Source organism: Clostridioides sp. ZZV14-6150 (assembly GCF_020657875.1).
Classification (GTDB): Bacteria; Bacillota; Clostridia; order Peptostreptococcales; family Peptostreptococcaceae; genus Clostridioides.
In genome coordinates, this window is sequence record NZ_JAGWDA010000013.1 from 17,656 (window position 1) to 43,028 (window position 25,373).

A 25,373-nucleotide genomic window follows, 5' to 3' on the forward strand; every position below is an offset into this window, starting at 1 on the left:
TTGGGTCTCCCTTCTATATTTAGTTTAATATTCTATTCCATATATTTTTTATCTATATACTTCATTTAAATTCTACTTTTGTCTAAATTCTATTCTTAACAGTTAAGTTCTTGTTTCTTACTTGTATGTTAATATCAATTATTTAGATTCTACTCCATAGGTTTTGACTTAGTTCTCTACTCTTAGCTAGAATACTTTCTTCATCAATGTTTACTAATTTTCTGTCTTTCATAAGTACTTTTCCATTTATAATAGTTGTGTCCACACTTCTTCCACTCATTCCAAATATGATGTGTCCCCCTATTGTGTTTTCTGTCAATGGAGTGTGTGGTATATAATCAACTACTATAACATCTGCATAAGCTCCTTTTTTAAGTATGCCTAGGTCATTTTTATAATAAGCTTTTGCTATTTTTTTATTGTTATCAAATAACATTGTTTGTGATTCTCCAAATCCAACTCTTGGGTCACTCAAGTGGTGTTTATGAATTATATTAGCAACTTTTAACGATTCAAACATATCACTAGTGTATCCATCAGTTCCTAGACCTACTGTAACATCTCTTTTTAGTAATTCTATTGCAGGAGAACATCCAACTGCATTTCCCATATTAGATTCTGGATTATGAACTACAAAGGTATTTGTTTTATTTAAAAGATTGATTTCATCTGTACTTATATATATACAATGAACTGCTATAGTCTTTTCTTTTAGCACACCAAAATCATTAAATCTTTCTAAAACTCTTTTTCCATATTTATCTACATTGTATTGTAAGTCTGCTAATCCTTCAGCAACATGTACATGATAACCTGTATCAAGACCAGCCATTTCTGAAGCACACTTATTTAATGTATCATCAGACAATGTAAATGCAGCATGAAGACCAAACATTCCCTTTATCATGTCTGTATCATCTTTTTGAGCATATTTTATGAAATTTACATTTTCATTGATGCCTTGTTGTATTGTATCTCCACCATCTCTATCAGATACCTCATAACAAAGGCATGTTCTTATCCCCAAATCTTTTGCAACATCTGATATTGTAAATAAACTACCTTCAATTGCATTTGGACTTGCATGATGGTCATAAACTGTTGTGACACCATTTTTTATACATTCTATATAAGTTGCATATGCACTGTATTTTGTATCTTCTAGTGTAAGTTGTTTATCAAGTCTCCACCATAAATTGTTTAATATTTCTAAAAAGTTTTCAGATGGTTTTCCTGGAACTGCCATACCTCTAGCAAATGAACTGTATATATGCATATGTGAATTTATTAGACCAGGCATGATTATCTTCTTGCCTGCATCTATAAATTCATGTACTGGATATTTCGCTTTCATTTCCTCAGTAGTACCTATATCTTCAATCAGATTGTCATTTATTACAACACATCCATCTTCCATATAGGGATTTAAAGAATCTTGGCTTATTAGCCTCCCATTCCCCACTAAAATCATAAATTTATTCCTCCTTAAAGCTAAGATTTAATTTTTAAGTACTTTTCCTGCTTTAATTTTATTGTATTTTCCTTCTTCAACAACACAATTTCCATTTATAATTACATAATCTATACCTGTAGGATATTGCATAGAATTGATAAAATCATCACATCCACTAACTGTATCCTTGTCAAATATAACTATGTCTGCAAAATATCCTTCTTTTAGTTCCCCTCTATCTTTTATACTAAAGCTTACTGCTGCTTTTTTAGTCATTTTGTAAACAGCTTCTTCAACTGTTAGTACATTTAATTCTCTAACATATCTTCCTAGTATTTTAGGGAAAGAACCATATGCTCTTGGATGTGGCTTACCTGCTAAAAGACCATCTGTACATACATTTTGTTCGTCTCTTTTCATAAAACCTATTATATGTTCTTCTAATCCATAGAAATCTACCATTCCAACTGCATTTTCTTCTTCTTTCAATAAATCAAACGTTGCATCTAATGGGTCTTTGCCTCTCATCTTTCCAATTTCTAGTAGGCTTTTACCAATTGTATCTTGATTTTTTTCTGTCTTTACACTTGTTACAAAGATTTGGTCTATTCCAGCAAATTCTATAAAGTTATCCCAACCTTCGATTCCATTTGCTATATCTTTTTTCATTTTTGCTCTTTCGTTTTCATCACTTAATCTTTCTATTAATTTATCAGTTCCTCCTGAATGTGCCCATGGAGGTAAAACTACTCCAAGCATTGTACTTCCAGCTGCATAAGGATATTGGTCAAATGATACTCTTATACCTTCTTTTTCTGCTTTTTCTAAAAGTTCTATAACTTGAGGTATATACTTCCAATTTGATTTACCACAAACCTTGAAGTGTGAGAAGTGAACTTTTACTCCTGATTGTTTTCCAATTTCTATAATTTCTTCCATTGATGTTAAAATCGTATCTGCTTCACTTCTTTGATGAACTACAAATACTCCATCGTATTTTGCTACTACTTTACACATCTCTATAATTTCTTCTGTCAATGAATACGCACAAGGTATATATATAAGTCCAGTTGACAATCCTATAGCTCCTGCCTTTAATTCTCTTTCTGTGATTTCACACATCTTTTGAATTTCCTCTTTAGTGGCAGGTCTATCTTCAAGTCCCATTGCTTCCATTCTTACGTTTCCATGAGGTACTAAATAAGTTTCATTTAATCCCACCCCATTTTCGTCCATCATTTTCAAATAATTTTCTGTTGTTTCATATTTCCAATCAATTTCATCACTTTCACCATCTAGGCCTGCTAAATTTTTTCTCCAAGAAGATATATGCTCTTGAGGTAGAGGGGCCATAGATATTCCATCTTGGCCCAACACTTCTGTTGTAATTCCCTGTCTAATCTTTACCTCATTATATGGATTAACTAAAATCACTAGGTCTGAATGGCTATGAGTATCTATGAAACCTGGACATATAACTCTACCTTTTGCATCTATAACTTTGTCAGCTTCTTCGTTTAAATCCTGTGATATTTTTAATATTTTTTCGTTTTCTATTAAAATATCCCCTTCATATGCTGGTGTTTTATTGCCATCTACTATAAGCCCATGTTTTATTAAAGTTCTCACAAAACCATCTCCTAATTATTTTTTATAAACTGATTTTAATATACCATAATATCCTTCTGCACCTTTGAATAATTGGTCTAATTCTATATGTTCATCTATTGTATGAGCAAGATTTTCTCTAGAAGGACCAAATCCTATAGTTCTTATTCCAGCCTCACCTGCATAATGGCTTCCATTTGTACAGAATGAGTATTGAGTTATTTCTGAATCTATTCCAGCTTCTTTTAATCCTTTGTATGCTGCTTGAACAAATTCATCATTTTCATCATATAACCAACCTGGGAAGAATCTTTCACTTTCTATAGTATTTCCTGTATAACAGTCAGCTTTTTCAGATGCATAAGAAACTTTTGCATTTAATTCTGAGTCTTCTTTCATCATTTCATCTAATAATGCTTGTATTGGAGCTAATACTCCTTCTTTTGTTTCTCCAACCAATAATCTTCTATCAAAAGTTGCTTTACAATAATCTGGCACTACTGATGCTCCTGGGTATGGAGAAGATTTTATATCTGTTAAAACTAGTATTCCATCACCTAACACTGGATGAGTTGGAGGTACTAATTGTTGTATTCTTTGAATTACATTAGCCATTTTATAAACTGCATTTACACCTTTTTCTGGATTAGCAGAGTGAGCTGGTTTACCAAAAGTTTCTACAACTATTTCTCCTCTACCTCTTTGACCAATCTTTAAGTTTAATTCTGAAGACTCTCCTATTACAACATAATCAGGTTTAACAGCTTTACTTATTTCTCTAGCTGAAACTCCTTCAAATATTTCTTCATGAACAACTCCTGCTACATATAGTTCACCTTCGAAGTCTTTATTAGTATCTTCTGCAAAGTATGAAACAGCCGCCATCATAGCACTTACTTGACCCTTCATATCAGAAGTTCCTCTACCGTATATTTTACCATCTACTATTCTTGCTTCAAAAGGAGGAACACTCCATTTACTTGCATCTGGAACTGGAACTGTATCTATATGACCATCAAATAATATTTTTTTACCTGGTTTATTTCCTTTTATACATCCTACTATATTTCCATATCTATCTCTTGACCAGCTGTCAAAACCTAATATAGCAAAATTTTCTTCAATTGCCTTTACTACATTTTCTTCTTGACCTGAATAACTAGCATTTCTTATTAAATCTTGGCAAACTTCAGTTAATTGTTTTTTTCTTATTTCATTTAACATTTTGATATTCCCCCATATAATTCTTAATTTTTATTTATTGGCATTTTGATTTTTCATTTATAATGTTTAACTTATTTGATTTGTTAGCACTTTACTTTTATTTATCTTGAACCCTCTATTTACTTTGGCATTCTCCATTCCAAACTATATCTTTATATTTGTCTGGGTCAGTATCTCCTTCTGTACTTATTAATAATACTTTAGAGTTTTCATCTAGTTTTAAAGCTTCTCTTAAATCTTTTAAATCTTCACTTTCAAGTATTGAAACTAATGCTCCAGTTGTAACTGCTCCAGATTCTCCAGAGATTACTTTTTCATCTCCTCTTAGAGGATTTCCTAAAACTCTCATACCTTTAGCAGAAACCCAGTCTGGTGCTGAAACAAATGCTGATGAATAATTTTTTAATACTTCAAATCCTATAGTATTTGGTTCTCCACAAGCAAGACCTGCCATTATAGTTGGCATATCTCCACCTACAAATCTTGGTTTTCCATCTCCTGCTTCTGCTGATTTATAGTAACAATCTGCCTCATCAGCTTCTACTACTACTGTTATTGGGCATTCATCATATATTGAAGCAACATATCCTTGAACTGCACCAGCAAGCGAACCAACTCCTGCTTGCACAAATACATGTGTTGGTCTATCTACTCCATATTCTTTTAATTGTTCTATAGCTTCTTTAGCCATAGTTCCATATCCTTGCATTATCCATGCTGGTATCTCTTCATATCCTTCCCATGCTGTATCTTGAACCATTACTCCATGGTCATCAGCTTCTGCATATTCATTAGCTAATCTTACAGCATCATCATAGTTTAAGTCTGTTATACTAGCATCTGCACCTTCTCCCTTGATTTTATTTAATCTAAATTCAGAAGAACCTTTTGGCATTAACACAACAGATTTTTGACCTAATTTATTAGCTGTCCAAGCAACTCCTCTACCATGATTTCCATCTGTAGCTGTAAAGAAAGTTATTTCTCCTAATTGGTCTTTTATTTCTTTTGAAATTAATTTTTCATATCCTAACTCTGATATATCTTTATTTAATCTTTGAGCTAAGTATCTACCCATAGAGTAAGAACCACCCAAAACTTTAAATGCATTTAATCCAAATCTGTAAGATTCATCTTTTACATATATTCCGCTAACCCCTAATAATTTTGCTAAGTTATCTAATTTAACTAAAGGAGTTTTTTCGTATTGTGGAAAACTCTCATGAAATGCTTTCGCTTTTGCAATTTCTTCATCCTTTAAAAATTCAATTCCTTTTTCTTTTTTCTCTGCTTTAGGTAAGTTATTTAATTTCCATTTTATTTCTCTCATTTATTTTATATTCCCCTTTCAAATTTTTCGATGTCATTATTAATTTTTTATCTTTGTGTCTTTATACAAAGCAATTACTGTGCCAATATTATTTATTCTAAAAACAATTTTTTTATGTTGGAATTACATACTTTTTTCAAATTTATTTAAATTCTGTAAAATCTGAGTGTGAAAAATAAGATTTATAAAAGAAAAAATTCTCATATTGGGAAATTTTTATCAATACGAGAATTATCATTTCGAGAAACCGTTTCTTTATTTTTATTTTCCTTCTATTATGCCTTTAATTTTCTATATGTCTATTATTTTGTCTTGTATATTACTATTTTTACCTTCTATATTTATATGGTTATAACCTTCTATATTTTATGTTTTTATTTTAGCTTTCTATTAGTACTGTTATTTTTATTGACCTACCAATCACATTACAATACATTTAAAACTATTTTCTATATCTAGTTTATTGTTGTTCCTCTTCTAGCTTTCTATATAATGTAGCTAAACCTATCCCTAAATCTTTTGCTATTTTCTTTTTTGTCTTTGTATCTCTTCCATATTTATTTAACAACTTATGTATGTAAGTTAACTCCAATTCTTTAATTGAAAGTATTTTTTCTTGGTTTTCTACTATTCCATCAACTATATCATCTTCAAACTTTATTACCTCATTATTACTCTTAAAACTATTTCCTTTAATATTATAATAGTTCAAAATATCTAATGGAAGCATATCTTTATAGATTATTCCATCTTCTCCAACTAAATTCATCATATATTCAACTGCGTTTTCTAATTCTCTTATATTTCCCGGCCAATTATAATTAATCAACATATTCATCACATTTTTTTCTATTTGATTCAATTTTATATCTAATTCTAAAGAATACTTGGAAACAAATTTCATCATTATAGCTTCAATATCATCTTTTCTTTCCCTAAGGGGTGGTAAATTTATAGGAATTACATTTAACCTATAGTACAAATCATCTCTAAACTTGCCTTCATTCACTAACTTAAGTAAATTTTTATTTGTTGCAGCAATTACTCTTATATCTAAATCTATAAGTTTATTTGAGCCAATCCTTGCAAATTTTCTTTCCTGCAAAACTCTAAGTAACTTCGCTTGTAAAGGCATAGATAAGTCCCCCATTTCATCAAGGAATATGACCCCTTCATTTGCAAGTTCAAACTTACCAACCTTACCTCCACTACTAGCTCCACTAAATGCACCTTTTATATAGCCAAATAACTCACTTTCAAGAAGGTTTTCTGGAATAGCAGCACAGTTTATAGCAATAAATGGCTTATTCCATCTACTTCCTTCAGCATGTATAGCTCTAGCAATTAACTCTTTACCTGTACCACTTTCACCAGTTATAAGAACTGTTGAATTTGACTTTGCTAATTTCTTAGTTCTCTCTTTAACTTTCACCATTGATTCTGAGTTACCAATTATAGACTCTATATCACTATTTCCCCATCCACTGTTGACTTTTCCATGTCCTTTATGGTTTATATATGTCTTATCAAATATGATTATCTTGTCATATTGATTTATATATGGATATACAGGAATTATTTTGGCATTTATATTATAAATTTTGTTATCAATATCAATTTCTAGTAATTCATGCCCATTTGAAGAAGATTCAACAGATATTATTTTTACTGTATTTTCTATTATATCTTTTCCAATATCTAATTTTTTCAAAGCAATATTGTTTATATAAGATATTTTGCTATTTATATCTAATATAATGACACCTTTTTCAACATTTTCTATTATTTCTATCATCATATTCATTTTTCTACTGCTACTTTTTGACACTTCATGTTCTTCTATCTTCATAGAAATTAAATCGCATATATGATTGACAAACTTCAAATAATTATCTATTTTTGCACTTATTTCTACTTTTTTAGTTTTATCTGTACTAATAGCACCAATTACTCCTATAGTACGATTATTATATTTTATTGGGACTGCTATTATTACTTTATTTAGGCATTTCATGTAATGGGAACATTCTATACAAAGCTGATTATCACATATATCTAATACGACTAATTCCTGACCTGTCTGTATAACTTTATCATAAAGAAAACCTTCAGTAACAACGCTTTCATTTATTTTTGATTTATACAGACCTGTGCCACTAATTCTTATTAATCTATCATCAACTATTTCAATATCTACATCTAGCACACTAGCTACTGTTTCAGTGTATTTTATCATTTCCTGTTGAAATTCCTTTAATTTACTTACCATAGTTTCCCCCATTAGAATTTAATTTACCAAATTATCAGTTTAACTATATTTTAACATATAGTTAATTTTTAAAATATATATAAAACATTACTTATTTATATATTTACATTGAAATACATAATAATAATTATAAAAAGATTGTTTTATATTAGGATTACTTTAATTATAATACACAAATAATAAAATACAAAAAAGCTTTCCTCCTATAACAAATATATTTTTGGCACAAAAATATATGTTATATAAGAAAAGCTCAATAGTTAAATATTTAGATAGATTTTTATATAGACTTTTTTAATATAAACTTTTTAATTGTAGACTTTTTTTATTAGTTTTTAATTTTTATTAGTTTTGTCATTGATTTTATTATAATACTGCCATTGCTTCAATTTCTAAAACTGCATCTTTTGGTAATTGAGCAACTTGTACACATGATCTTGCTGGTGGATTTTCTTTAAAATATGTAGCGTACACTTCGTTAATATCATTAAAATCCTTTAAATCTTTTACGAAAACTGTAGTTTTAAATACTTTATCCATAGTTGTACCAGCTTGTTCTAGTATTGCTTTTACATTGTCTAAAGAAGCTTTTGTTGCTTCTTTTGGGTCAGATACTAACTCACCTGTCTTCATGTCTATTGGAAGTTGACCTGATGTAGAAACTATATTTCCAACTTGTATCGCTTGAGAATATGGTCCAATTGCTCCTGGAGCTTTCTCTGTAGCTATTACTACTTTTGACATGATTTCACCTCCTATTATTAAGTTATATTTACAGGAAAATAAAATTTCCTAAACACCAATATTAATATGAACCTTTAGACAAGAAATCAAATCCAAAGTTTCAAATAATCAATACTCAGATTATTATATTTATTTGTGTTCATGTTAATATTTATTAAAGCAATTAGCATGCCAATTTCTTTTTATTCATAAAACTTTATGTAAGCACTTAAAACACCTAAATTGCAACCTTCCCATAAAAAATAATCAGAAATTCGTTTTTTTATAACGTTAATTTTTTTCTCATATCTAGAATTTTACCAACCTGAGAATTCTTGTTTTGAGAATTCGCAAATTTTATTTAAATAGTTCTAAAGTTTTAATTTATTAGGCTATCATGTATGAAAGAACTATGGTTGACAATCCTACTGCTACAAATAGCAACACTTTAATCCAGACCTTATTTACTTTTGTTATCATAGAACCTATTGAAAATATAATAGCCAAGTATAATAGTAACCAAAAAATTATCAATATTCCACTACTGCTGCTGAAAACTTACAAAACTATTTTTTAATGAGCCCATTTATCTTATAAGCTATACATTTATTTTATAAAATATAAGTAAAGTATAAAATTAATTCTTTCAGCAACTTTCTCCCTTCATATTTTTTAAATCTTTTATAGAATTGTATCATGTTTGAGTGAATTTTCATACTATTAAGTCTTTCCCTCTACAAAACACTACCTCTCATTTCATGCCTAATAATGTAAGATTACAGCTATTTTATTGATTTTGATAACTTGATTGACTATACTATTATTAGTTTTTATTTGTATATAAAGCTACTATTTATATGCAAAATTTCTATTTATATAGGGGGTGTTTAATTATGAACAAAAGTCCATTAACAGCAGAAACAACAGAAGAAATGCTAAAAGTACTAAGTGGGAAAGATTATAGTATTGCTTATGATTTGCATGAACTTGGTCAATCACTAGATTGCAAGATTGAACCACGAACAGGAGCTCGTTCTTATCGTATACTATATTCAACTAAAAAACCAAAACGTAGTCTATTTACTATTGAATGTAATGAGAAAAAATGGAGAGTTAAAGCAAACCTTTATAATCTAGATACATATAGAGACACTGTAGAAGAATGCTCTAAAGTTATTAAAGATAGTATTACAAAAACTCGTACTTGTAAAAAATGTAATCCAAAGTGTATTGGTGGTTCTTCATTTGAATTAGATGGTAAATCCTATTTAACTTGTGTAGGAAGTGGACATTATTTTGCTAATATGGAAGAAATCGATTGGAAAAATCTAAAAAAGTTAATTATTAAAGAAAATGATATTATGAAAGAATCTATTTAATACGCTACTAACTACTAAAAGCAAAACAACTACTAAAACACATATAAATTTAGATATCAAATAAATGATAAAAATGTGCATAGATTTGTATGTATATCAAAAATCTGTGTATATTAAAAAACTGAGTATACCAAAAAGGCTGTAGATAAATTTACTTTTCTGTAAATCTAATTATAGCCTTTATGTATTGCTTTTACTATATAACCATTAAAGTTATTTTGTAATCTTAAATTCCCATCTCCATGTACTGTTTCTATTATATAATCACAATCATTTATGTTACATTTCAATATCGACTTTATCAGATAATAAGCTTTAAATACATAAACTTAAGGAGTTATCTGAAAATGACATAACTCTATCAGCAACATAAGAACATGTATTAAAATATATCTGTAGTAAAGATAACTATTCTATGATATTAGAAAACTATATTAAATATTCTGTTAATTCTGCAATAATATAAGACTAGTATTTTAAACTTCTTTATTAGTTTTTGTATTATTATATTCAGCTATATTTATAAAAAATGAACCCTGTTGTAAGGATTCATTTTTTTATATTATTTATTACTTATTTTTTTGAGTTTCAGGGGATTTTGGGGGTGCAGGGACTTCATAATAATATACAGTTTCTTTTCCAATAAGTTCAGAACCAAGTTTTACCCATTCTCCTCCATAGGTAGATTTTATCTGAGAAATATCTGAATCTAATGATGTAACAATAAGACCCTGTTGAGCTCTAAATATATTTTTTTTCTCATCGCCAGTGCCAGTGCCAGTTTTAAAACTCAATTTCCCATTATCTAACATTAACAAATTTCTATTTTTGTGATATCCCTTCAAGTTAATACCATTAACAATCTCTGGAACAGATGAGTCAATAAATATATAATCATTAAAGTTATTTTTTAACCTTAAATTTCCACCTCCGTGTACTGATTTTACTATATAATCATAAGCATCTATGCTACATTTCAGTGTAGAATTTGGTATTTGAAGAGTTTCAAATACATAAACTTTATGCTTATATTCTAATCCATCATCCCAATTATCTTTATTATCACTAAGCAAATTAACATGGCAATTCTTAAAATTCTCTCCATAGAATAATGAATATGCATCTTCTTTCCTATTTTCCATATTTGAATAAGTATCATAATCTGTATTATAATAATACTGACCACATCTTCTTATAATCCCAGATATAGAAGTATTAATCATTGTACCAAATGCAAAACCACAATGTCCACATTGATCAATAGTAATATTATTAATCTTATAACTACCGCCACCCTTACTTCTAAGGCCTACTTCTTGTATTTTCTCGATTTTAATATTATTCAGACTAGCTCCTACCTTAATTTCCATACCCTTTTGGCATTCATATATTCTACTGTTTGAAATAATTATGTCATTTCCTGTATCAATACCTAGCCCGCAAGAGGAAACTGTAATATCATTTACAATTGAATAGTAAGGAATTTGAATTCCTGTACCTGAGAAGCCAGTTATATAAAGATTTTCATAATGACCTAGGCCTGTAGTTTCAGCAGTACATGTAATTGCTGATACCCCCTTCATTTCTTCATTATTCTCATTTCTCTTAATGAACATTTCATAATGATAATGTGGATTTCCTTTTGTTGGGGGTTCATCATGAACAATCATCTCACAGCTATCAGAATAAAAACTTATATTTTTAATACATTGTTTTCTTCCTGTCAATGTAATAATACTCATATTAGGAACTCCACGTGTTATAAATTCTGTAGCAGATGTTGATGAATCAGAATCTCCATGTAAGGTTATTTCTTTATCAATCGCAATACCAGTTTTAAATAGGTATTTACCTTTTGGGAAATACAAAATACAAAAATCTGTTTCACTAATAATTTTCTGTATAAAAGGTCCTACATCTTCTGTCCCATCATTTTTAATATCAGGCTCTCTTTCTAATACGTTAATCCATTTTTTATTCTTAATTTCTTCCATAATATTATCTATTCCTTTCTTAATTTACTCAATACCAAAAGGTTATGTGCTTTTGGTATTAAATGAATTTTTATAGTTACCAATTGTACTATATAAAATTTATTGAAACTAATAACTAGACCATTGGCAAAATACTTGCTTAAGTCTAATATATTTACTTACTTATCTATCACTTTATAATAGTGTATAGTTCTTCCAACTTCTACTTTTTGACTTATTTTCTCCAATTTTACTTTATATTGACCAGAAACTGTATTGATATTACTAGTTGATGTTGATATAATATCATTTACCTGTGGGCTATGCATCTTAATATTGCCATTTATATACATCTCATCATTTTTTATCTTTATTTTGTCATTATGACCTTTTTCAGATATACCAACTCCATTAATACTACTAAGTTCACCATCATAAAATATAACTATTTGTTCTTTATTATTGTATATTAGGTTTCCTTTTTCTGAATTAACAACCATATCAGTAGCATCTATATTGCATCTTAATAATACATTCTTGGCTTCAAAAGCTTCTATAAGATATATCTTATGTTCCCTAAATCTTAAATCCCCTTCCTTAAATTTATCTTTCCCTTTATCATCCCAATAGTCTCCATTGTCATTTGCGATTGTTATATTACTTGACTCTATTGAATTCCCATAAAATAAGGAATAAGCTTCCTTAACTCTCTCGTCTAACTTCAAATAGTCATCATAGTTAAAATTAAAATAAAATTGACCACATCTTGAGATATTTCCTGATACGTAGGTATTAGACATTGAGTCAAACTTGAATCCGCAATATCCACATTGGTCAATTGTAACATTTGTAACAAAGTTTAAGCCCTTACCAATATTGTCAATAGCAATCCTACCAACTTCTTCTACTCTCATACCATTAATAAAAGTTCCAGTAGAAATTTCCATTCCATAATCACATCCCCAAGTCTTTCCATTAGTAATTATTGAATCTTCTCCTGTACTAATACCACGATTACATGAAAAAACAGTAATATCGTTTACTGTAGAATTATTAGGCATCTTAAGTGCAATTTCACCGAAGCCACCAAAGTCTACATTTTCATAATGTCCAGGCCCTTCTGATACATTTTCACATACAATTGCTGATATACATTTCCCTTTGTGTTCACTTGTGAATATTATTTCATGATGAAATCCTGATTCACCATTTGCAGGAGGTTCCTCAGGTGTCTTCTTGCTATTGCAATTGTTTGATTGGAAAGAAATACTTTTAATACAATGCTTTACTCCCTTTATGGTTATCATTGTAAAACTTTCAATTGTACCATCTTCTACCTTTTTTTGATCGAATTTACCAGAAAATTGTGTTGTTCCTGAATAATAATCTGGACTATTTGGATTATTTGACCTAAAATATGTGTCTCCACATAGTGTTAATCGTTTGTTAATCTCTATACCACTTGTAAATAAGTACTTCCCTTTTGGAAAATATATAATAGAGTCTTCTGGTGCAGCATTTATAATTTCTTGCACCCTAGAACTTACATCTTCTGTTTCATCTCTACAAACTCCATAATCTAAAACATTAATCCAGCCACCTGTTTCTTTAATTATTATAGGTTCTCCCATAATTCGCTACCTCCTAAGTTTAAAACTAATCGTTTATTTTTTTATAATAGTACATAGGTTCTCCATTAAGTGTTTTTACACCAATTTGTTCCCATGTTCCACTATGCAATTTACTTATCTCTACTTCTGAATCTAATATTGAAGATATAACAGAATTCTTCTGTAATTTAGGAACCACTAAATCTTTTCCCCCATCATCTACATAAAGTGTATTATCAATTATCTTAAGTAAATCACCTTGATTTACATCAGAAACTTGAACTCCGCCTACAGAACAAATCTCACCATCATAGAACTTATAAGTATTTCTACCATTTTCTAATAGTAAGTTACCTTTTGCACATTGTATAAAGCTATCAGCTTCAGCATCACATTCTAGAGTTACATTAGTTGTTTCATTCGCTTTGATTACATGTATCTTGCGCTCTAGACCATTTTCTAGAGTATCAACATTATTATTCATCAATACAATATTGCAGTTGTCTAAAGTGTCTCCATAAAGTATAGAATAAGCTCCTTCTTTTTTATCTGGAAGATTTTTATAAGTATCATAGTCAACGTTTTTATAATATTGGCTACAGTTAGTAAATCTTGCAGTTATCTGGCTATGAGACATTTTTTCAAACATAAACCCACAGTATCCACATTTATCAACTGCAAGATTAATCATAAGATTGAAACCAAGTCCTTTATTATTAATACCTACTTCTTGAATATCTTCTATTTTTACATTGTTTAAGCTGACACCAGTTGTAATTTCCATTCCATTTTTACATTTATGAATCTTACTACTAGAAAGCATAGATTTTTCTCCAAGTTTTATACCAAGACCACATGAGGTAACAGTAATATCATTACCAGTTGCATAAAGTGGAATTTCAATTCCTGTTCCCGAAAATCCAGAAATATATAGATGTTCAAAATGTGATAGACCTTGTACTCCTTCACCTTCTGTTATAGCAGATACATCTTTAGGTAATTCATTTTTTATTTCACGATTATCATAGTAAAAGTTAATATTTTTTATAGTTTGATTTGTCTCTGTCAATGTAACAATACTCATATTAGAAACGCCTCTAGTTATAAAATTTGTTGCTCCTATAAATGGTTTTTTATTGTCTTCACTTTCACTTAATTCTAGAACATCTCCTCCATAATAAGAATTTCCTTGAAGTGTTATTTGTTGGCTAATCTTAATACCTTTTTCAAATAAATAGTCACCGTTTGGAAAATATATAACAGAATCTTTTAGTGATTCATCAGAAACAATATCTTGTATCATATCACTTACATCAGATTTTCCAGTAATGTCTATTTTGCTATTTAGTTCCAGCACATTAACCCAGTCTGGAGTTTTAGTTTCAATTGCCATGATTAATTCCTCCTTTTAAAATTTAAATTATTTGTATATACAGGAAGAAGTGTATTTTTACTATAATCATAATAAATCTATATTTGTTTATGACATTTGAGATAATCTTTATCATTAGAATACTTTATTTTTTGCTAATTAATAGATCTGTTCTTTTTAGTCTTATTACTACTAAAAAATTAATCTGTGAAATCATATAAAATATACTAAATAGATTCAATATTGTATGCCAAATAAGCTGATAGATTTTATCTTCTCATAGTCACACATTTCCTGTAACTCCTATACTAGCATTAAAATTCATCTTATCAGTAGTTGATTTGTTTATAAACTGTTTATATTTTGTCCATATTTTTATTTACATTTAATTTATAAATCATTTATAATTTACTTATTTTATAAAATTATTAGTTAGTTTATTAAAAGTTAGTACTTATATTTATGATATGATAATAAAATATGAGGACTGATGTTATAGATGAAAAATCTTTAGAAATATTATTAAAATTAGATAATAGTATTAAAATTAGCAACAGACTTGATATAATTGACAATAAGCTTGATATGACTGATTACAGACTTGATACAACTCAAAATGATATTATATAAATTAAATTAGATGAAAAAACTAATTTTCAAATCTAGCAATTATATACAACAAAAAACTGTAAGTAAATTTGTTTTACACAAATCTACTTACAGCCTCTAAATGGTAGAATACTCTTAGTCTACTATTTATTTTATCTAGATTATTCTGGAGTCACTCCATCAATAAAATTTAGAGAATCTAACGCTCTTAAAAATACCTCTTACCTACACTGACTTACCCATTTCATATGCCTGTTTCATTGCTACACTTTCTTTAATATCACCTACATGCCAAGCTCCTACGCCATAAACTATACCTTTTTCCTTAGCACCGTTTAGACATGATGTAAATCCTCTGAATCCTTCTAATGTTCTTTCCATAGCTTGCTCACTATTGTCTGCTGCGGCAACAATGAAATAAAACTCTTTTCCAGAAATTTCAGTGTATCTCGAACAGGTTCTATCAATCATAGTTTTCATTTGTGCATTCATAGTATAAAAATAAACTGGAGTTGCCAAAACAATAACATCTGCTTTAATCATTTTTTCAAGAATTTCTTCCATGTCATCTTTTTGTGGGCAACTTCCACCTTTCTCATAACAGACTCCGCATCCTACACAATAATTAACTTCCTTATCTTTCAAAAATATTTTTTCTACTTGATTTTTAGATTCCAATGCCCCTTGCATAAATTGGTCACATAGTAAATCAGAATTCCCACCTTTTCTAGGGCTTGCAGACAGTACAAGTACACTTTTATTCATAAGACAATACCTCCGTTCTTTGACTCTCACTATTATTCTTTAATGTTTTTTCTTTTTCAATAACTTTATCTTCATATCCATCAATCTTACTATTTAATCGTTCTAAAGTTTTCTGCATATCTTCTATTCTTCTAGAAAGCTGATTTCGTTGTTCTATTAAAAGGTCTTTTCTCGCTTTTATAGTTTCATTCCCTTTTTGAAACATAGTTACATACTCAATCAATGTCTCAATGGAAAGCCCTGCACTTCTCATACATTTGATGAAATTAACCCACTCACAATCTTTTTCTGTAAAAGACCTAATTCCACTTTTGTTTCTACTTACAGGTGGTATTAAGCCAATTCGTTCATAATATCGTAAAGTATCTGCTGAAAGTTCGTATTTTTTACTCACTTCTGAAATTGTCACACAAATCCTCCTCCTTTCTTGATAGTGTATAATTTAAAATTCGATTAAACAGTTTGACTGACATTTCATCAATTTCAACTTTTCTATATATCATTAATTATTTTACTTATATTTCATTAACTTCAATTTTTCCGTATAACATTAATTATTTTATGGTAACAATTATTTTTCAAAAATTTCTGCTACATTCTTTAAAGAGTCTACAATTTTAATGTGTTGTGGACAATTTTTTTCACACTGTTTACATCCAATACAATCTGACGCTTTTCCATAAGTTTTAGTGTAGTTATTATAGTAAACCATTTGTGTTGAAAATCCAGTATTAAGAGCTTGCTTTTCTGCATTGTATAAAGCAAAATAGTTTGGAATAGCAATATTTTTTGGACATCCTTCTACACAATATTGGCAAGCAGTACATGGAACTGCAATTGCTTCATTTATAATTTCTACTGCTTCATCTATAACATCATATTCTTTCTGTACAAATGGTTCAAAATTTTGCATATATCCTGTGTTATCTAATAGTTGTTCCATATTTGACATTCCACTTAAAACCATCATGACATTATCTTTACTTGCTGCAAAACGAATTGCCCATGATGGCACTGACATATCTGGATTGTAATCATTAAATAATTTTTCGGCTCTTTCTGGTATTTTTGCTAGTGTACCACCTTTTACTGGTTCCATAACGATAACAGGTTTATTGTGTTTTGTTGCTACTTCATAACATTTTCTAGATTGTATGCTTTCATTATCCCAATCCAAATAGTTAATCTGTAACTGAACAAAATCTACTTCTGGATGTTCATTCAATACTTTGTCTAATAGTTCTGCACTATCATGAAAAGAAAAACCAATATTTTTTATTTTTCCTTCTTTTTTCTTTTCTTCAATAAACTTAAAGCTGTCAAATTTCTTGGCTACCTCATAATGTGATACACCTATATTATGTAAAAGATAATAATCAAAATAATCTACACCACATTTTTCTAACTGTTCATTAAAAATAGACTCCTGCTCTTCTTTTGCTTTCAAAGCCATTAGTGGTAGTTTTGTAGCTACAGTAAAACTTTCTCTTTTATGTCTCTTTACTAGAGATTCTCTAAGTGCTATTTCACTTTTACCCATATGGTATACATATGCTGTATCAAAATATGTAAATCCTCTCTCTAAAAAAGTATCAACCATCTTATTTAAGTAATCCATATCAATACTTGTAGCATCATTTTCATCTTTTATTGGTAAACGCATTAATCCAAATCCTAATTTTTTTTGTTCCATTGTCCTGCTTCCCCCTTTAAGTATTCTCTACTTTAACTTATTCTTTTAAATACTTATAAACTTTCTATAATTATACTTTACTACTTAGAGTTAACTTCAAGTCAATAGTTTTTTTATTTTTTAATTAAATACTATGAAAATTTATCTATTCTTTATTAATTAGATAGTTTTTAATCCCTAATATCTTTTTTAGAGTTTATGGATAATTTTTATAAATATAGTCTGTGATAAGGATGTATATAAAGTCATCCAAAAACAAATGTTCTAGAGAACAACAGGCAGTGAGTTTGTAAAAAAAGAAAGTAGGATCAGGCAATTTTAAATATGTTCTGACCATTTGTGGTGTTGGTTACAAATTCAGTTATGATAAGATAAAATGAAATGTATTCAAATCAGAGTTTAAAGAATAAGCTATTTGTAACACTTCAACCTTGTAAGAGTAGTGTATCAATTGAAAATTACTAATTTCAATTGATATACGCTTTTATTTCTTATAACTATCATTCTAAACTAAATATATATAGTAAAAATGCCCTTAAAATCCATTTATTTAGATTTTAAAGGCATTACTTTTATTTTTAGGCATGAGTATAGCAACTATTCTTAAGTGAAAAAATATTCATTTTTCATGATATAAATTTACATTTAGATACATATCACTAATTAGATATAATTTTACCATCGTTAATAGTTATAATATTATCAGCGCTCTCAGCTATTTCATTATTATGAGTTATCATAACTAATGTCTGTTTATATTCATTAACACAAAACTTTAATACGTCCATTACTTCTTTAGTCGTTTTACTATCTAGATTTCCAGTTGGTTCATCCGCTAATATTACTGAGGGCTTATTTGCAAGTGCTCTAGCAATTGCAACCCTCTGCTGTTGTCCCCCTGATAGTTCATTTGGGAACTTCTTAATTTGCGACTTAAGACCTAATTTAATTATTAAATCTTCTATATATAATTTATCTACCTTTCCACCACTAAGTGAAACAGGCAATATTATATTTTCATAAACACTTATAACTGGTATTAAATTAAAACTTTGAAATATGAACCCAAATTCTTTACTTCTTATCTTAGACAATTTATCATCATTTAAAGTATATAAATCTAAATTATCCATAAATACTTTACCTGAAGTAGGTTTATCAAGACCTGCCATACAATGAAGCAACGTACTCTTTCCAGAACCACTTTGACCAATTATAGCTGTAAATTTATGAGGTTGTATTTCTAAAGTAATCCCGTCAATAGCTCTAACTTCGCTATCACCCTTACCATATATTTTTCTTAAATCTATAGTTTTTAAAGTTTTCATAAATTCGCCCCCCAAAATTAATCGTTATCTTTTATTCCTTCAATAATATTCATCTTTTTAAAATCTCTATTACTTGTTATTACTCCGATTAAGCATACAATAATAGATATAAGGAAAAATATAATTGATTCCTTAATTGGAAATGTAAAAGACATAAAATGCTCTATTCCAAAGTTTTTATAAGCATTATTATTCCAGTTTACAAATTTAATTAAATTTATTATAGATGGAATTAAAGCAATTATAAAACTTAATACTGTATATGCTAATGCTTCATAAATAACCATTTTCTTCATATTTCTTACACTTAACCCTATTGCTCTAAGTGTTGAAATTTCTTTTCTTCTCATAAGAAGGCTCGTTCTTATTGTACAGAAAATATTAACACCTGCTATTATTAAAACTAACAATATTATTGATATCTGTGATTTAATATAATTTACATGCGCTGTCTTTCCCATCTCTTTAAAACTCAATCTACTATCAAATTTAGATAAATGTATACTGTTAGAAATTTCTTCTACTTCTTTATTTACAATTTCATCATATGAGTCTTCTAAGTTTATGCCTAATTTAGTGTATTTCTGTGCATCAGTAAGGTATTTAGCATGATTGTTAGATGTGATAACCTCAAATTTACGACCAGGCCCACCATCTCCTTTAAATGCCCATTCAGGATTTAAGGTTGCACATACTCTTACTTTACTTTCTTTATATAAAGTTTTATTATTCTCTGTAATCGGAACTTTTATTGTTATTATATCCCCTACCTTTACATCTTTAAAAACATTTTCATATGTATGGTCATCAACTTCATCATAGTAATAATTATATACTGCTATATTTGGATATCCACTTGTAATTTTGCTGATATCATCTAAAATCCCCTTTTGTACAAAGTTTTTTAATGTCTCATTTATATAATCATTTTCATAGAATTTTAAATTCATTTCATATTCCATTGTATCATTTTCTTGGATTCCATTGTGCTTTGTAAATTCTTTATTTATCTCATTCTTTTTAAACTCGAAGATTCCGCTTTCTACTTGAATCTTATTTATACTCTTTACACCATCTATATTTCGTATTTTATTTACATCATTATCTGTATATTTTAAATTATCTACATCTGAAATTGCTCCAACAAATTCCATTGTTATATCATATTTATTATATATATCCTCAATTTTATTACTTACCTCGTCTTGCATACTTGAAAATGTAGTTATAAATACATATCCTCCTAGTGCAATTGATATCATAGATATAAACGCTCTACCTTTATTTCTTCCTATATTTTTAAGTCCCATAAACCCATAAAAACCAAATATTCCACTTAAAAGTTTATTTAACTTATAACTTTCTCTATATTTTTTAACCCTATCAACTTTCTTTGTAGCTTCAATAGGTGATATTTTACCTATATTCCAAATAGGTATAACACAAGAAATAATCACAGAAAATACTCCTATTATTATAGCTTTCATAATATTTGCATTACTTACATATAATTTTGGATTTATTGATGCCTGTTTATATAGTTGTATATTGTGACTATTAATTCCTATATATGAAAATATTACACCTAATATTAATCCACCAATTATACCTGCAACCATTATGATTAATGCTTGGTATATTATTATACATCTAACATTTTTCTTACTTGAACCTATTAGTCTAAGTAAACCCATTTCTCTTATTGTTTCATTTAATGTTATATTAAAAATATTAAATATGAAAATTGATGCTGTAATTATAATTAAAACTTCTCTTTTAAAAACATCTGGATTAATATTTTCTTCTATATCCATGGTTTTTATCATAAGTGGAGAATTTGGTATGCAACTATACCTTCCTATATTATTTCTTCTCATAATATTTTCAGCTTGTCCCCTAATATCTTTCCAACCAGTCTTTAAACTTAATATACTATTATAACTAATTGTATCTTGTGGTATTATGTTATTATTTTCATCACTTTCATAAGTAAATGCTTCAAGTTCATAAACATAGTCATAATATCCCTTTGGTTTTTCTATAACTCCTACAAGTTTAAATTCTTTATCTATAGTATAAATTTGATTACTTCCCTTTGAGTCTTTATATTCCTTTTTTACTGTAAGATTTATAGTAGAATTTAATGTATCAGGTATATTCATTGCTTCTAAAGCCTTTTTTTCTATTACTATTTCATTACTACTTTTCGGAAGTCTACCTTTTATCAATTTACTAGACTTTCCTGTTAAGTAATCTTTGTTCATTGATTTTAGTAAGACAGAATTTCCTTTTTTATCTACAACATTACCTAAATTTTGTACTGTAGTAATTTTTGATACATTCTCATCACTTTTTAATTTTTCAATACTCTCTAGGTTTAAATCAGTACATTCTACATGATGTCCACCATAAAGTTTTTGTACTGCATTTAAATCATTTTTATTTTGAGAATCTTTTATAACATTCAATCCAAATATCAAGATTACACCTAATACAACACCTAGTATCAAAAGTGAAGTTCTAAGTTTATCTTTCTTTAAATATGCTAGTGACATCTTTAAGTATATTCCCATAAATTCCCCTCATCTTTTATAATTTATTTCTCCAAGTGAATTGGTAGATGTTTTAAATTGTTAAGTTCCTTAATATTTGTCAGTTCATGACCATCACTTAAATCATATATTTGTAATAAAACTTTATTTATACATAAAGCATATTAATCATCACTACAAAAATATTGATATTCATATTGAGAATCATTTTTATAATACACCTTATAAAGTACTTCCTCATAACTTGCTTTTTTTGCTTTTTCTTTTGTAATTTTACTTATATCATCTTTTGAGACACCCTGTTCTACCATGTATTTATTAATGCGTTTCTCAGTTTCATTACAAGGTCTAAATTAATTATCATATACAAAAAAACTATAGTTAATACTAATAAAATATCTAGATATTTTTTCATATAAACCTGCTTATTTTAATAAAAATTGCCATATTTAAAATCATTACAAGGAGCTTTAACTATGTTATAAATTTTCTGATACACTAAGACTTTGGAATATCGAAATCATAATTGCAGTTTAATTGTAAAGTTTTAATGTGTTTTCCAGATTTATTAACTTGAACAGCTTGAATTAGTATATCATTCTTAGTAAAGAAATTTTACAAGGCCTTCTTCTTCATCAAACCTTTTTGCAATTTCATCAAAGAATTCTTTCTATGTTAACTTAGTATTAGTTAATGATTCAAATATGTTGTATATAGCTTTAACATATTTATCTTTTTCAGATAATCCCATATTCTCAGGATATTCCTTAACACACAGAATATGTAGTATAGCCTTTCCTTTTTTATAGTCTTCAGATATAGAGTAATTTAAACTTTGGATAGATTGTGCAGGAGGATTTTCGAAACCTCCTATAGACACTATAAAACTGCCATCTGGAGATGAATTGGCAATCCTAAGACCACTATCTACTATAGGAGAATTTTTTAGATGCATCTTGTTTAACCTTATACACTCCTTCTAAAGAGTTAATTTTTTTTGAGTACTTCTCAAATAGTTTAATGGCTTCATCTTCTTCAATTGCTTGAATTTCAGTTTCAATTGAGTTTTTTGATGAATTCCCAAAAGGTATATATCCTACCCTCAAACCTACACTTATACTTGAAACTAATATCATAGCTAATATAGATTTTTTTACTTTCATATACTTTCTTCCTCCATTATATTTCTATTTGTCAAGCATTTATTAATTATTTACAATAGTACCTTCGTATGCAACTAATCCTTCTAATAAATATCAGAAACTCCATAATTTTTTATATCATAAAAAAATAAGGACACTATCTTTTATTATTAATAAAGATAACACCCCTATTCTTTAGTATCAATATATATGCTCCAACTAGTAGCTTAATCGACCCAACTGTCATTATTTTGTTTTAATGGTATATATATGCTTAGTATAAATTTTTCTTTCTGCTCTTCAAATAATAATTCTCCATTGTATTTTTCTAAAGATGATTTAACACTTTTAAGCCCAATTCCATGCATGAATTTATCTACTTTATCAGTTAATAACACATTTTTATGAACTTTAATACTGTTAACTTTACTATTCTCACATTTAATTACAAAAAATGATTTTATTATGGTTCCTTTAACCCTAATATACTTACCAATATTTTCATCCATTATTTTATCACATGCTTCTATTGCATTATCTAAAATATTATCAAATATACTAGATACATCTATTTGTCTTATAAAATTAACTTTTGAAAAGTTAATATCACAAGTAAAGTTAATTCCTTTTTTTATACATAATTTACTTTTTTCATTTATTATTATATCCAATATCATATTACATGTATTATGAATAGATTTAAATTCTTTAATTTCATCTTTTAAGTTATTACTATACTCATTAATATCCATACTATTATTTTTAAGACTATCTATACAGTAAATATGATTATTTATATCATGATAAAGCTTTTTTACCTTCATATGAGACTCTTGAATACTTAAATAATAAGCATACTGCATATCTAGTTTATTTTTTATTAGTCCATTCTGAGCTTTTATTTTATTCTCTTTTATTATCTGTCTAAATAATAATATAATAATTATACTACTAGCCATTATTAACTTTGGAGTTACAACATAATCAAATACATACCGATCTGAATATAATCCAAATCTCTCTAATTTCTTTGATATATAAATTATAATTATATTAATTGCATTTGCCATTAAAGCAAATAACAAGTATATATAATTTTTTTTATCACTATTAAGTAATTGTAAATGATTGGTAAAAAACTTAAATATAAAATAGATAAATATATATGTAAATATAATAAAAAGATTAGTATATATATATATATTTACGTTGTCAAAATAAGATACTAAAAGCGATTCTTTGGATGAAATAGAGTATCCTGTAATTAAAAGAAATAAAATTCTATATACAACATAATTGAGCAAGTCGTAATATACATTAAACAAATAAAATAAAATTATATATTTAATATACCCAATTTTATAAAAATAGATATAGTATATCCCCCACACACTAAATACTATAACATAAATCAAATTGTTAATATTATTACCATTAATTTGATCTATATTATTCAATTGAGCTATAATATAAATTAATAATAATAAAATATAAAATACAATTTTCTTATTTTCTTTACCTTCTTTGTTATAAGTTAATATCCCTTTCAGTATAATAAAACGTATAAATATTGATAAAATTAGCAATAACTCAGACATAAGTTTTAACATATTATATCACCAAGAAATTTTAAAAATTTCTCCTTAACATCTTTATATCTATATCTACTAACAGGTACTTCTTCTCCATTTTCTAATACTGCAATATTTGGCTTTATATTTTCTACATAATTTAAATTAACTAGAAAACTTTTATGGCATCTTATAAATTTATCCTGATTTAAGTCTTTTTCTATTTTTTCTAGACTATAACACACATTAAAACTTTTGTTTATTGTGTGTATTAACATTTCCTTTTTTTGAACTTCTATATACACTATTTCATTTGAGTTAATCTTATATGTATTAGACTTATTCTTTATTACAATATAATTGTTTTTATTTATTTCAATCTCCTTAATGCAAGTTAGTACATGTTTTTTTAATTCCTCTAATTCTATAGGCTTTAATAAATATCTATAAGCTCTTACCTCATATCCTTCTTGTACATAATCGATTAAAGAAGTTATAAATATTATCTCCATTTTATTATCTACTTCTCTAATCTTTCTTGCAGTATCCATTCCATTTATTTGACCCATTTGTACATCAAGAAGTAATATATCTATGTATTTTGAATTTCTTTCAAGTAACTCTTCTCCAGAACTATATTTTTGTATTTCATATTTTTTATTTCTATTTTTTAATATATTATCAAGGTAACCTTCTATTAAGAATTGTACTTCTTTTTCATCTTCACAGATTGCGATTCTAATCATAAGTCCCTCCCAATTTAATATTAAAA

The 25,373-nt window shown here is 27.7% G+C and carries 22 protein-coding genes; 2 read left to right on the plus strand and 20 right to left on the minus strand.

Annotation, left to right across the window (positions count from 1 at the left end; translation table 11 throughout):
- Positions 1–142: 142 nt before the first annotated feature.
- The 6 genes from ssnA to KGF41_RS14770 all read right to left on the minus strand — a co-directional run bounded on the left by ssnA (position 143) and on the right by KGF41_RS14770 (position 8,628).
- Positions 143–1,471 carry a putative aminohydrolase SsnA gene (gene ssnA, locus KGF41_RS14745; protein ID WP_227842375.1) on the minus strand — a complete coding sequence of 443 codons (1,329 nt, stop codon included), beginning with the start codon at positions 1,469–1,471 and terminating at the stop codon, positions 143–145.
- Positions 1,472–1,498: 27 nt separating this feature from the next.
- Positions 1,499–3,082 (minus strand): N-acyl-D-amino-acid deacylase family protein, encoded by a 1,584-nt coding sequence (locus tag KGF41_RS14750; protein ID WP_227828383.1) that lies wholly within the window; start codon positions 3,080–3,082, stop codon positions 1,499–1,501.
- A 15-nt stretch (positions 3,083–3,097) separates the two neighbouring features.
- Positions 3,098–4,285 (minus strand): YgeY family selenium metabolism-linked hydrolase, encoded by a 1,188-nt coding sequence (locus KGF41_RS14755; RefSeq protein ID WP_227828382.1) that lies wholly within the window; start codon positions 4,283–4,285, stop codon positions 3,098–3,100.
- A 115-nt stretch (positions 4,286–4,400) separates the two neighbouring features.
- Positions 4,401–5,615 carry a diaminopropionate ammonia-lyase gene (dpaL, locus tag KGF41_RS14760; RefSeq protein ID WP_227828381.1) on the minus strand — a complete coding sequence of 405 codons (1,215 nt, stop codon included), beginning with the start codon at positions 5,613–5,615 and terminating at the stop codon, positions 4,401–4,403.
- 460 nt (positions 5,616–6,075) lie between these two features.
- Entirely contained in the window at positions 6,076–7,884 is a 1,809-nt protein-coding gene (locus KGF41_RS14765) for a sigma 54-interacting transcriptional regulator (RefSeq protein WP_227828380.1), read from the minus strand.
- A gap of 366 nt (positions 7,885–8,250) precedes the next feature.
- Positions 8,251–8,628, minus strand: a complete 378-nt coding sequence (locus tag KGF41_RS14770; protein ID WP_227433761.1) for a RidA family protein — start codon at positions 8,626–8,628, stop codon at positions 8,251–8,253.
- 872 nt (positions 8,629–9,500) lie between these two features.
- Here KGF41_RS14770 and KGF41_RS14775 point away from each other — a divergent pair.
- Positions 9,501–9,986 (plus strand): hypothetical protein, encoded by a 486-nt coding sequence (locus KGF41_RS14775; protein WP_227828379.1) that lies wholly within the window; start codon positions 9,501–9,503, stop codon positions 9,984–9,986.
- 167 nt (positions 9,987–10,153) lie between these two features.
- Here the strand turns inward: KGF41_RS14775 and KGF41_RS20935 are convergent, their stop codons facing one another.
- From KGF41_RS20935 to KGF41_RS14790, 4 genes are all read right to left on the minus strand, one after another.
- On the minus strand, positions 10,154–10,276 hold the full coding sequence (locus KGF41_RS20935) for a hypothetical protein (protein ID WP_255287822.1): 123 nt from the start codon (positions 10,274–10,276) through the stop codon (positions 10,154–10,156).
- Between the two features lie 279 nt (positions 10,277–10,555).
- Complete coding sequence (locus KGF41_RS14780) at positions 10,556–11,980, minus strand: glycoside hydrolase family 55 protein (RefSeq protein ID WP_227850502.1); 1,425 nt, start codon at positions 11,978–11,980, stop codon at positions 10,556–10,558.
- 158 nt (positions 11,981–12,138) lie between these two features.
- Positions 12,139–13,590 (minus strand): glycoside hydrolase family 55 protein, encoded by a 1,452-nt coding sequence (locus tag KGF41_RS14785; RefSeq protein WP_227828377.1) that lies wholly within the window; start codon positions 13,588–13,590, stop codon positions 12,139–12,141.
- 25 nt (positions 13,591–13,615) lie between these two features.
- Positions 13,616–14,962, minus strand: coding sequence for a glycoside hydrolase family 55 protein (locus KGF41_RS14790; RefSeq protein WP_227856903.1), 1,347 nt, complete (start codon positions 14,960–14,962; stop codon positions 13,616–13,618).
- 459 nt (positions 14,963–15,421) lie between these two features.
- Here KGF41_RS14790 and KGF41_RS14795 point away from each other — a divergent pair, with 459 nt between their 5' ends.
- On the plus strand, positions 15,422–15,571 hold the full coding sequence (locus KGF41_RS14795; RefSeq protein ID WP_227828375.1) for a hypothetical protein: 150 nt from the start codon (positions 15,422–15,424) through the stop codon (positions 15,569–15,571).
- A gap of 204 nt (positions 15,572–15,775) precedes the next feature.
- Here KGF41_RS14795 and KGF41_RS14800 read toward each other — a convergent pair whose 3' ends face one another.
- From KGF41_RS14800 to KGF41_RS14845, 10 genes are all read right to left on the minus strand, one after another.
- On the minus strand, positions 15,776–16,315 hold the full coding sequence (locus KGF41_RS14800) for a flavodoxin family protein (RefSeq protein WP_227828374.1): 540 nt from the start codon (positions 16,313–16,315) through the stop codon (positions 15,776–15,778).
- Positions 16,308–16,724, minus strand: a complete 417-nt coding sequence (locus KGF41_RS14805; RefSeq protein ID WP_227828373.1) for a MerR family transcriptional regulator — start codon at positions 16,722–16,724, stop codon at positions 16,308–16,310. Before KGF41_RS14805 ends, KGF41_RS14800 begins: the two co-directional genes overlap by 8 nt.
- Positions 16,725–16,886: 162 nt before the next feature.
- On the minus strand, positions 16,887–18,008 hold the full coding sequence (locus KGF41_RS14810) for an aldo/keto reductase (RefSeq protein WP_227856904.1): 1,122 nt from the start codon (positions 18,006–18,008) through the stop codon (positions 16,887–16,889).
- 659 nt (positions 18,009–18,667) lie between these two features.
- Positions 18,668–19,336 carry an ABC transporter ATP-binding protein gene (locus KGF41_RS14815; RefSeq protein WP_227856905.1) on the minus strand — a complete coding sequence of 223 codons (669 nt, stop codon included), beginning with the start codon at positions 19,334–19,336 and terminating at the stop codon, positions 18,668–18,670.
- 17 nt (positions 19,337–19,353) lie between these two features.
- Complete coding sequence (locus KGF41_RS14820) at positions 19,354–21,909, minus strand: FtsX-like permease family protein (RefSeq protein WP_227856906.1); 2,556 nt, start codon at positions 21,907–21,909, stop codon at positions 19,354–19,356.
- Between the two features lie 143 nt (positions 21,910–22,052).
- On the minus strand, positions 22,053–22,199 hold the full coding sequence (locus tag KGF41_RS14825; RefSeq protein ID WP_255611439.1) for a hypothetical protein: 147 nt from the start codon (positions 22,197–22,199) through the stop codon (positions 22,053–22,055).
- Between the two features lie 359 nt (positions 22,200–22,558).
- A complete protein-coding gene (locus KGF41_RS14830) occupies positions 22,559–22,843 on the minus strand; it encodes a hypothetical protein (protein ID WP_227856907.1) in 285 nt (94 codons plus the stop codon).
- A complete protein-coding gene (locus KGF41_RS14835) occupies positions 22,812–23,051 on the minus strand; it encodes a hypothetical protein (protein ID WP_227856908.1) in 240 nt (79 codons plus the stop codon). Before KGF41_RS14835 ends, KGF41_RS14830 begins: the two co-directional genes overlap by 32 nt.
- A gap of 206 nt (positions 23,052–23,257) precedes the next feature.
- Positions 23,258–24,100: an ATP-binding protein gene (locus KGF41_RS14840; protein WP_227856909.1), complete on the minus strand. Its 843-nt coding sequence runs from the start codon at positions 24,098–24,100 to the stop codon at positions 23,258–23,260.
- A gap of 533 nt (positions 24,101–24,633) precedes the next feature.
- On the minus strand, positions 24,634–25,347 hold the full coding sequence (locus KGF41_RS14845; RefSeq protein WP_227856910.1) for a LytR/AlgR family response regulator transcription factor: 714 nt from the start codon (positions 25,345–25,347) through the stop codon (positions 24,634–24,636).
- Positions 25,348–25,373: the final 26 nt, after the last annotated feature.